This window comes from Psychromonas sp., from assembly GCF_041586535.1.
Lineage (GTDB): Bacteria > Pseudomonadota > Gammaproteobacteria > Enterobacterales > Psychromonadaceae > Psychromonas.
In genome coordinates this window covers 1-9,568 of sequence record NZ_JBFGZY010000153.1, presented here as the reverse complement: position 1 = coordinate 9,568, position 9,568 = coordinate 1, and the positions used below count along the sequence as shown (strand labels likewise).

The following is a 9,568-nucleotide window of genomic DNA, read 5'->3' as shown; positions in this document are numbered from 1 at the left end:
TTTGCCGGGATACCGTCTTTATTACGTTTAAAGTCAACGATACGGTAGTGTTGCTTGTGACCACCACCAACGTGACGAACCGTAATACGACCACCATTATTACGACCACCAGATTTAGATTTAGACTCTAAAAGCGGTGCGAATGGCTTACCTTTGTACAGATCGTTATTTACCACTTTAACTAAGTGGCGACGACCTGGAGAGGTAGGCTTACATTTTACAATAGCCATCTATAATTCCTCTATTCAGCGCCAGCGAAATCGATGTCAGCACCTTCAGCTAGGCTAACGTATGCTTTTTTCCAGTCGCTGCGGCGACCCATACGTTGACCTGTACGTTTGGTTTTACCCTTAACGTTTAGTGTGCGAACACCTGTAACTTCGACTTCAAACAGTTTCTGAACTGCCGCTTTGATTTCTGCTTTCGTTGCAGTACCTGCAACTTTGAATACCATAGTGTTATGGTTTTCAGCAGATAAAGTTCCCTTTTCAGAGATATGCGGGGCTAGAATAACTTGCAGTAAACGTGCTTCACTGATCATGCTAAGCTCTCCTCAATCTTTTTCACTGCAGCAGCAGTTACTAAAACTTTATCAAATGCGATTAGGCTCACTGGATCAATACCTTGCACATCACGAACGTCTACTTTGTAAAGGTTACGTGCTGCTAAGAATAGATTCTCATCTAATTCTTCAGTAATGATTAGAACATCTTTCAGATCCAGATCTTTTAACTTCGCTTTCAGCTCTTGTGTTTTAGGAGCTTCTACGCTGAAGTTTTCGACAACGATTAGACGATCCTGACGAACTAATTCAGACAGAATGCTTTTCACTGCGCCACGGTACATCTTTTTGTTTACTTTTTGACTGTGGTCCTGAGGACGTGCAGCAAATGTAACACCACCACCAACCCAGATTGGGCTGCGGATTGTACCTGAACGAGCGCGACCAGTACCCTTTTGACGCCATGGTTTTTTACCACCACCACGAACATCACTACGGGTTTTCTGTGCACGAGTACCTTGACGAGCACCAGCTGCATATGCAACGACTACCTGATGAACTAGGGCTTCGTTGAATTCACGTCCAAAGGTAGTTTCAGAAACTTCAAGAGCACTTTGTGCATCTTTCAATACCAATTCCATTACCAACTCCTCGGCTATGCTTTAACAGCAGGTTTAATGATTACGTCGCCATTTTTCGCACCAGCTACTGCACCTTTAACGAGCAGTAAATTGCGTTCAATGTCTACGCGAACAACTTCAAGGTTTTGAGTCGTAACACGCTCAGCACCCATGTGACCAGCCATCTTCTTGCCTTTAAATACGCGACCCGGAGTTTGACATTGGCCAATTGAACCTGGAGCACGATGGCTTACAGAGTTACCGTGAGTCGCATCTTGCATAGAGAAATTCCAACGCTTGATAGCGCCTTGATAACCTTTACCTTTAGATTGACCAGTAACATCTACTTTATTAATTTCGTTGAATAGCTCAACGCTTAGCTCAGCACCGATTTCGATATCTGCACCTTCGTTGCCAGCAAGAGTAAACTCCCACAGACCACGGCCAGCTTCAACACCTGCTTTCGCAAAGTGACCAGCTTCCGGCTTGTTTACACGGCTAGCTTTTTTCGAGCCAGCTGTTACTTGAATAGCTTGGTAGCCATCAGTATCAAGTGTTTTCACTTGAGTAACACGGTTAGGTGAACATTCAAGAACTGTAACTGGGATAGAAACACCATCTTCAGTGAAGATGCGAGTCATACCAACTTTACGACCTACTAGACCGATTGTCATTGTGTTAACTCCTTTCTAACCCAAGCTGATTTGAACATCAACGCCAGCAGCTAGATCTAGCTTCATTAGTGCGTCAACAGTCTTTTCAGTTGGTTCTACGATATCAATCAAGCGCTTGTGAGTGCGGATCTCATACTGGTCACGTGCATCTTTGTTTACATGCGGTGATACCAATACTGTGAAACGCTCTTTACGAGTAGGTAGTGGAATAGGACCACGTACCTGAGCACCTGTGCGCTTTGCAGTTTCAACGATCTCCGCCGTTGATTGATCGATCAGTTTATGATCAAAAGCTTTAAGGCGGATACGGATTCTTTGGTTCTGCATGGACCAAAACTCCAATAGTTAAAAATACAACATACAAACAAACACCTGACAACCTATACAAGATAGATCCCAAGTGCTCATTCAAACTAGTAGCTCCCCAATCGGGAGTCATTTTAATAACTGATTTAATTCAGTTATGGGCTTTAACCCGTCTACCATATCGGTAGGTGCGTGCATATTACAGTATTTCGTGACGAACACAAGGTTTTATTAGCAAGTTTGTTTAAAAAATCCACATAAGGATCTCCGGCCTGCTTTGCAATAGGATCTCTTGCTGAGACCCTGCTGATAACACCCCACAATTTCTAAACCGCGGTGATATACTTCTGACTGAACACCCTATAACGAGGTTTTTGTGTCCGCATTAATGACTTTACTTAAGCATATCCAAAATAACGCAGCCGTTAACAATCATCGCCAATTATTACGCATTCAGGGAGAGTTGGACTGGTGCTTTAACCTCGCGCAACAAATAGTTGAGCATCTTGAAACGCCTTACTTTTGGTGTGGCCCGACACCCGCCGCTATCAAGCCGATTTCATACAAGCAAATTTTAGGGCAGGAAACCTCCCTGCTTATTATTAATGCCCATCAGACTTTTGACGGCAATGCATTTGCCGCCGGTGAGGGCACCCTGCGCGGCGGCGGACTATTAATTCTGTTAACCCCCGCAGAGATACCAGCCGACAATCTTTTTTATCAATATGTAGATGCACAATTGCAGGGCTATCACTTTTTTACTCTGCAGCAGGATCTCCCCTTCCCGGTGGTTGCAGAAAATCCACCTCTGATAAACAGGCAGCCCGCTCTGAACCTCTCTCAGCAAGACCATGCCGTTGCCCAAATCATTAAAACCGTTACCGGACATCGCCGCCGGCCATTGGTGTTAACCGCTAACAGAGGCCGGGGGAAGTCAGCATCACTTGGGATTGCTGCGGCAAAACTGCTCGGCAGCGGCAGGGTTACAAAGATTCTGGTTTGCGCGCCTAATAAGCAGGCGACCCAAACCCTGTTCAAACATGCGAATTTACTGTTAACCCCCGCTGAACAGCAGCCTTTCGCCTGTATCCTGGAAAAGCGCAGTATTGAATTCGCCGCCCCCGATGCACTGTTGGAAGGGCTACCTCAATGTGACCTGCTGATTATTGATGAAGCGGCCGCATTACCCGTAGCGACGTTAGAAGCCCTGCTGGTCCATTATTCCCGTGTTGTCTTCGCGACTACTCAACATGGTTATGAGGGTTCTGGACGGGGATTTGCGCTGCGCTTTCAGAAACGGCTAAAGGAATTAGCACCGCAGTGGCGTAAGCTGCATCTGGATCAGCCGATACGCTGGGCCAAAAACGATCCGCTCGAATCTTTTACCTTAAACAGCATCTGCTTAAGCGAACCGCTGGTGCAGGAGCCTCAATATAACCCGCAGGATTCGCTTTGCTTCGAAAAACTGAGCGCGCAGCAGTTGCTCAGCGATCACAACTTATTGCAATCCCTCTTCTCTTTATTAGTGCTGGCACATTATCAGAGCAAACCATCAGATCTGGAAAAATTGCTTAACGAACCTTTGCTGCATATTTTTGTTGCCCGCCAGAATGAACAGATACTCGCTGTGGTGCTGATCAATGAAGAGGGTAACTTTGATCCCATACTGGCTGAACAGATATGGCAGGGAACCCGCCGCGTACCGGGAAACTTAATTGCCCAGTCGTTAACCTTCCACAGCCGCTTTAAAGAGGCTGCAGCTCATCGTTATGCACGAATACAACGGATAGCCATCCACCCTGCCTGTCAAAATCTGGGCGTAGGAAAGCAATTTATAAGTTATTTAAGCGCCTGGGCTGAAAAAGGTCACTTTGATCACCTCTGTGCCAGTTTCGGCGTAACCGCAGAACTGTTGTCTTTCTGGCAGCAGCAGGGTTTCACTACTTTGCGTATTGGTCAGCAGCAGGATGCCAGCAGCGGCACCCATTCAATCATCGTTAATTTGCCGCTTTCGCAAAGAGGGCAACGGTTGCATAAATTGATTATCCGGCAATTTATGGCGCAGCTGCCGACCCAATTAGGCAGACAGCTGCAGCAGCTGGATACAAATGTAGTATTGACCATATTGTTAAACAGCAATAAAAGACAGCCTGTACAGGTAAACTTACAGAGTTATACAGAGGGTAATTTGCCCTACGAGTTTATTGAGCACGCTCTGATAGATTTAATGTTAAACTCTGATTTGACCTGTTTAACGAACACGCAGCAACTGCTGGCCATCGCCAAGATATTACAAAATAACAGCTGGGCAGAAATCTGCAGAAAACAGCATTTCACAGGTAAAAAACAAGCCCAGATAACTCTGAAAGAGACCATCAGACGGTTAACTATTAATGGTTAACCCCAGCAAAGAAGAGATCCATGAGATTAGATAAATACATTTGTGAGTCCACCACCATGACCAGAAGTCAGGCTAAAAAAGTGATTAGCCAAGGACGTATCACAGGTTCCGCAGGCCCTATCCGTAACAGCGCTTATAAAGTGGCGGATAATGAACAAATCTGTTTTGACGGGAAATCAATTAACCTGCGTAAAACCCGTTATATTATGCTCAACAAACCAAAAGATTTTATCTGCTCTACGGTGGATGAACAGTTACCCGGCATACTTAATTTAATTCAGGTTGATAAACGCGAACAACTCTGTATTGCAGGCCGTTTAGATGCGGATACTACGGGTTTAACCCTGCTCACCGATGATGGCCAGTGGTCCCATCAGGTCACCAGCCCGCGCAGACAATGTAACAAACGCTATCGCGTAACGCTTGCCGAGCCCGTTGGGCAAAGTGCAGTAACACTGTTTAACGAGGGGATACAGCTGAAAAGTGAAAATGCCCCCTGCTTACCCGCACTATTAGAGCCTCTGTCAGAGACAGAGGCTCTACTAACCATTAGTGAAGGTAAATATCATCAGGTAAAGCGCATGTTCGCAGCCATAGGCAACCATGTGCTTGAACTACACCGCGAAAAAATAGGCGGGATTGAATTAGATCCGGCACTTGCGCCGGGTGAATGGCGTTATTTAAGCGCTGATGAAGTAGCCTCGGTTAAATAAAAGAGGTTTTTATGGTTGCTTCAGGCAACCATATTTCAAATTGATTCGCACGATTTCAGGCCGCCTCACCTACCTACGCTGAACGCTTCTCTCCTGATAACGGCGCAGTCAATTGTCACTGCCCATCAATCTCAAGCCATGCTCAAATAACTCCTCGATACATTTCGCTTAAAATCAAATATAGCCACAAAAAGGGCACATATTATTACTGTTTTGTAATTAGGGGCTGTCCGCTTTGAGTGTTAAGTCGCTTTCTAAATAGAAACGAATTGCTATAGTTTATCAATAGAAAATAGACTTTTCGGGGATAAGATCGTGGCAGACACACATCTTTTCATAAACACTGAATTAGACTTTGAAAGCAATACACAGGTATTAACACATCTGAATGACTTTCTTAGTCGAAAAGGTTTTGTAAAACCGAGCTACCTGCAGGCCCTCTTTGAACGGGAAAAGAGTTACCCGACAGGCATCGACTTCGGTTTCGGTGCCATTGCAATCCCGCATTGCGACGCAAGTCACGCCATTAAACCCTGTCTCTATGTTATCAAACCCAAAAACAAAGTGACCTTTAACCAGGCTGATGACGACGGCACGGTAGATGCGGAAATTATTATTGCCTTAGTGGTCACCAATCCCAAAGAACAGATGAAGCTGTTAAAAGCACTATTTACTTCTTTACAAGATGAACAATTCTTTAATGCGTTAAAAAACAGTAAGAGTAATTCGGAAATAAGCGATATTTTTAATCAAAATATTTTATACAACTAAAAGGAGACTAATATGAAAAAAATAATTGTGGCCTGTGGCGGCGCGGTAGCGACCTCAACAATAGCGGCCGAAGAGATCAAAAATCTGTGTGCGGATAACGGCATAGAAAGCGAAATTATCCAATGCCGCGTTAGTGACATTGATAGCTATATCGACGCTGACGTCGTTTTTATCTGCACCACGGCAAAAATAGACAGAACCTTCGGCGAAATTCCACTGTTTCGCGGATTGCCACTTATCACCGGCGTGGGTGCTGAACCACTGAAAAAGAAAATGCTGGCTGTTCTTAAGAAGTAATCTCCTGTATAGAATTGCTATCAGCCTTTTGATTACCAGCGAGAGCATAATGCTCAACAAAAAAATCAATCAGCAGGCGAATTTTCGGTGATAAATAACGATTCTGGGGATACACCACCCATATCCCCTCTTCGGGCACACGAAAATTATTTAATAAAGAAATTAATCTCCCTGAATCAATATGCTCCTGAACGTAATAGTCGGGCAGTTGAATAATGCCGATATTTTTTAACGCGGCATCCACCAGCCCGATACCGCTATTACAACGCAGATTACCCGCAACACGAAGATGCTTCTCTTTTCCCTGCTCATTAAAATGCCAGTAGTCTCGAGTACCTAATAAACAGTTGTGCCGGGCTAATTCCGAAAGTGAGTGTGGCTCACCAAACTTTTCAAGGTACAAGGGTGATGCGCAGAGGTAATTTTTGCGTTTCCTTAATTTTTTGGCGATCAGACTGGAATCCGGTAAATTTCCAAGGCGAATAGCCAGATCAAAACCGCCATCTACTAGATCTATACGCTGATTGCTCAGCTCACAAGTTACCTGAATATGCTCATAACGCTGCAGAAAATCATTAATTAAAGGCAGGATCTTCTGCTCGCCGTAAGTAACCGGCGCGGTGATTTTAATGTGCCCCTGCGGAACCGTCTGTAAATTGGTCAGAGCCTGCTCGGCAGCTTCCAAACCGTCTAAGACATTACGGCAATGCTGATAGAAAAGCTGCCCTTCCTGGGTTACTGAAACGTTACGGGTGGTACGATAAAACAGTTTGCTCTGCAGCCTTTTTTCCAAACTATTAATTTGTCGACTCACTTGCGCAGTAGAAATATTTAATCTTTTCGCTGCAAGGGTAAAACTATTCATTTCCGCGACCGCTACAAATTCATTAATACCCTGCCACTGCATCATTATTACCATCTCGTAAAAGTTATTTTATTTTTAAGTATATTATCATCCATATGGTAACAACTATAATCAATAACACTTATCGACAAGTAATCACCGGAGTGACTATGACAGAACAATTTATCAAATCCAAAGCCGCAATTGCATGGGGGCCGAAACAGCCTTTAAGCATTGAAGAGATCGATGTAATGTTACCCAAAAAAGGGGAAGTACTGGTAAAAATTATTGCTTCAGGTGTTTGCCATACCGATGCATTCACTCTGTCGGGTGAAGATCCGGAGGGTATTTTTCCCTGCGTACTGGGCCATGAAGGTGGCGGTATCGTTGAACAGGTCGGTGAAGGCGTGAGCAGCGTAAAAGTAGGTGATCACGTTATTCCTTTATATACGCCTGAATGTGGTGAATGTAAGTTCTGTAAATCGGGAAAAACTAATCTTTGCCAGAAAATTCGTGAAACCCAGGGCAAAGGTCTGATGCCTGACGGCACGACTCGTTTTTATAAAGATGGCCAGCCGATTTACCATTATATGGGCTGCTCAACTTTCTCTGAATACACTGTACTGCCTGAAATCTCATTAGCAAAAGTAAATAAAAAAGCCCCGCTGGAAGAGGTCTGTTTATTAGGTTGTGGTGTGACCACCGGTATGGGCGCGGTAATGAATACCGCAAAGGTGGAAGAAGGTGCAACGGTTGCTATCTTCGGTCTGGGCGGTATCGGTTTGTCTGCTGTGATCGGCGCCACCATGGCTAAAGCAAGCCGCATTATCGCCATAGATATCAATGAAAGTAAATTTGAACTGGCCAAACAGCTCGGAGCAACAGATTGCATTAACCCCAAACATTTCGACAAACCCATTCAGGATGTTGTTGTGGAGATGACTGACGGTGGTGTTGATTACTCTTTCGAGTGCATCGGTAATGTCAATGTGATGCGCAGCGCTCTGGAGTGCTGTCATAAGGGTTGGGGTGAATCGGTTATTATCGGTGTTGCCGGGGCGGGACAGGAGATCTCCACCAGACCATTCCAGCTGGTTACCGGTCGCGTATGGCGTGGCAGTGCATTCGGCGGCGTTAAAGGACGTACTGAATTACCGGATTATGTAGAGCGTTACCTGGCCGGTGAATTTAAATTATCGGATTTTATTACCCATACCATGGCGTTAGAAGATATTAACAAGGCATTTGATCTGATGCATCAGGGTGAGAGTATCCGCAGCGTTATTCATTTCGATAAATAACCCTAAGGCGTGTTTTTACCATAAAACACGCCGGCTTTTTCAAGCGAGGAACCCCATGACAATTGAAAACATCAGTCAAAATAAAGTATTTGATGGTTGGCATAAGCAGTACAGCCATCAATCCAAGACACTTAACTGCAGCATGCGTTTTGCCATCTATTTACCGCCGCAGGCGAATAACGGCAATAAAGTGCCTGTCCTGTACTGGTTATCCGGGCTGACCTGCACAGATGAAAACTTTATGCAGAAAGCCGGTGCGCAAAGGCTTGCGGCACAATTAGGGATAGCCATTGTCGCTCCGGATACCAGTCCGCGCGGAGAAGGTATCCCTGATGATCCGCAGCAGGCTTACGACCTGGGTTTAGGAGCCGGCTTTTATGTGAATGCCACACAGGCCCCCTGGAATAAACATTATCAGATGTATGATTATGTGGTCAGTGAACTGCCGCAGCTGATCGAAACACATTTTCCGGTAACACAGCAGCGCGCGATCAGCGGCCACTCTATGGGCGGACACGGTGCACTGATGATTGCCCTGCGCAATCCGCAACGCTATCAGTCGGCGAGCGCTTTTAGTCCGATTAGTAATCCGATCAATTGCCCCTGGGGAAGAAAAGCATTGACGGCTTACCTCGGTGACAATCGCGACCAGTGGCGGCAATATGACAGCAGCGAACTATTGTCGATAGCAGAGCAGAAAGTTCCGATGTTAGTGGATCAGGGAGAGAGTGATAATTTCCTACAGGAGCAGTTAAAACCTGCAGCTTTGTTGGCGGCTGCGAAACAGAGTGATTATCCCCTGACCCTGAATATACAGCCGGGTTATGACCATAGTTATTATTTTATTGCCAGTTTTATTGAAAGCCACCTGCGCTTTCATGCGGTGAATCTGGGATTATAATCCATTGATTATATTGATTCTCAACTTTCTCTGATGGTGAGAATCAATAGCCAAGACTGTAATACCAAATCCGATAATTATCTATTCATTTATGCTGGTTAAAATGAATGCTAGCTAGTTCTCATCCAGAAACGTTAACATACTGAAATATATAAAAAAATAGGTAAAATAGCAGGAAAACTCCGGTAAGTTTACTATAATTAATAGTGCTAACCAATTGATTACATTAAAAAAACCG

11 protein-coding genes and 1 pseudogene are annotated in these 9,568 nt (G+C 44.8%); 6 read left to right on the top strand and 6 right to left on the bottom strand.

Features of this window, described 5'->3' with window-relative positions:
- The 5 genes and pseudogenes from ABZA00_RS14825 to rpsJ form a co-directional block, all read right to left on the bottom strand.
- Positions 1–230: pseudogene (locus ABZA00_RS14825) on the bottom strand (50S ribosomal protein L2); the annotation flags it as partial.
- A gap of 11 nt (positions 231–241) precedes the next feature.
- Positions 242–541: a 50S ribosomal protein L23 gene (gene rplW, locus ABZA00_RS14820; protein WP_019613677.1), complete on the bottom strand. Its 300-nt coding sequence runs from the start codon at positions 539–541 to the stop codon at positions 242–244.
- Positions 538–1,143: a 50S ribosomal protein L4 gene (gene rplD / locus ABZA00_RS14815; protein WP_372882935.1), complete on the bottom strand. Its 606-nt coding sequence runs from the start codon at positions 1,141–1,143 to the stop codon at positions 538–540. The genes rplW and rplD overlap by 4 nt, the downstream gene beginning before the upstream one ends.
- Before the next feature lie 14 nt (positions 1,144–1,157).
- Positions 1,158–1,796: a 50S ribosomal protein L3 gene (gene rplC, locus ABZA00_RS14810; protein WP_372882934.1), complete on the bottom strand. Its 639-nt coding sequence runs from the start codon at positions 1,794–1,796 to the stop codon at positions 1,158–1,160.
- Positions 1,797–1,811: 15 nt separating this feature from the next.
- Entirely contained in the window at positions 1,812–2,123 is a 312-nt protein-coding gene (gene rpsJ, locus ABZA00_RS14805; RefSeq protein ID WP_372882933.1) for a 30S ribosomal protein S10, read from the bottom strand.
- Positions 2,124–2,478: 355 nt separating this feature from the next.
- On the opposite strand from rpsJ, the gene ABZA00_RS14800 reads away from it, so the two are divergent.
- The 4 genes from ABZA00_RS14800 (at position 2,479) to gatB (ending at position 6,284) form a co-directional block, all read left to right on the top strand.
- Positions 2,479–4,503, top strand: a complete 2,025-nt coding sequence (locus ABZA00_RS14800; RefSeq protein WP_372882932.1) for a tRNA(Met) cytidine acetyltransferase TmcA — start codon at positions 2,479–2,481, stop codon at positions 4,501–4,503.
- A 20-nt stretch (positions 4,504–4,523) separates the two neighbouring features.
- On the top strand, positions 4,524–5,216 hold the full coding sequence (locus tag ABZA00_RS14795; protein ID WP_372882931.1) for a pseudouridine synthase: 693 nt from the start codon (positions 4,524–4,526) through the stop codon (positions 5,214–5,216).
- 315 nt (positions 5,217–5,531) lie between these two features.
- The gene (gene gatA / locus ABZA00_RS14790) at positions 5,532–5,987 is read left to right on the top strand and encodes a PTS galactitol transporter subunit IIA (RefSeq protein ID WP_372882930.1); all 456 of its coding nucleotides are present in this window, start codon (positions 5,532–5,534) and stop codon (positions 5,985–5,987) included.
- Between the two features lie 12 nt (positions 5,988–5,999).
- Positions 6,000–6,284 carry a PTS galactitol transporter subunit IIB gene (gene gatB / locus ABZA00_RS14785; RefSeq protein ID WP_372882929.1) on the top strand — a complete coding sequence of 95 codons (285 nt, stop codon included), beginning with the start codon at positions 6,000–6,002 and terminating at the stop codon, positions 6,282–6,284.
- On the opposite strand, the gene ABZA00_RS14780 is transcribed toward gatB, so the two are convergent.
- Entirely contained in the window at positions 6,274–7,191 is a 918-nt protein-coding gene (locus tag ABZA00_RS14780; RefSeq protein WP_372882936.1) for a LysR substrate-binding domain-containing protein, read from the bottom strand. The genes gatB and ABZA00_RS14780 overlap by 11 nt on opposite strands.
- Positions 7,192–7,298: 107 nt before the next feature.
- Between ABZA00_RS14780 and ABZA00_RS14775 the strand changes: the two genes are divergently transcribed.
- Positions 7,299–8,429, top strand: coding sequence for an S-(hydroxymethyl)glutathione dehydrogenase/class III alcohol dehydrogenase (locus ABZA00_RS14775; RefSeq protein ID WP_372882928.1), 1,131 nt, complete (start codon positions 7,299–7,301; stop codon positions 8,427–8,429).
- A 55-nt stretch (positions 8,430–8,484) separates the two neighbouring features.
- Entirely contained in the window at positions 8,485–9,330 is an 846-nt protein-coding gene (gene fghA, locus ABZA00_RS14770; RefSeq protein WP_372882927.1) for an S-formylglutathione hydrolase, read from the top strand.
- Positions 9,331–9,568 lie beyond the last annotated feature (238 nt).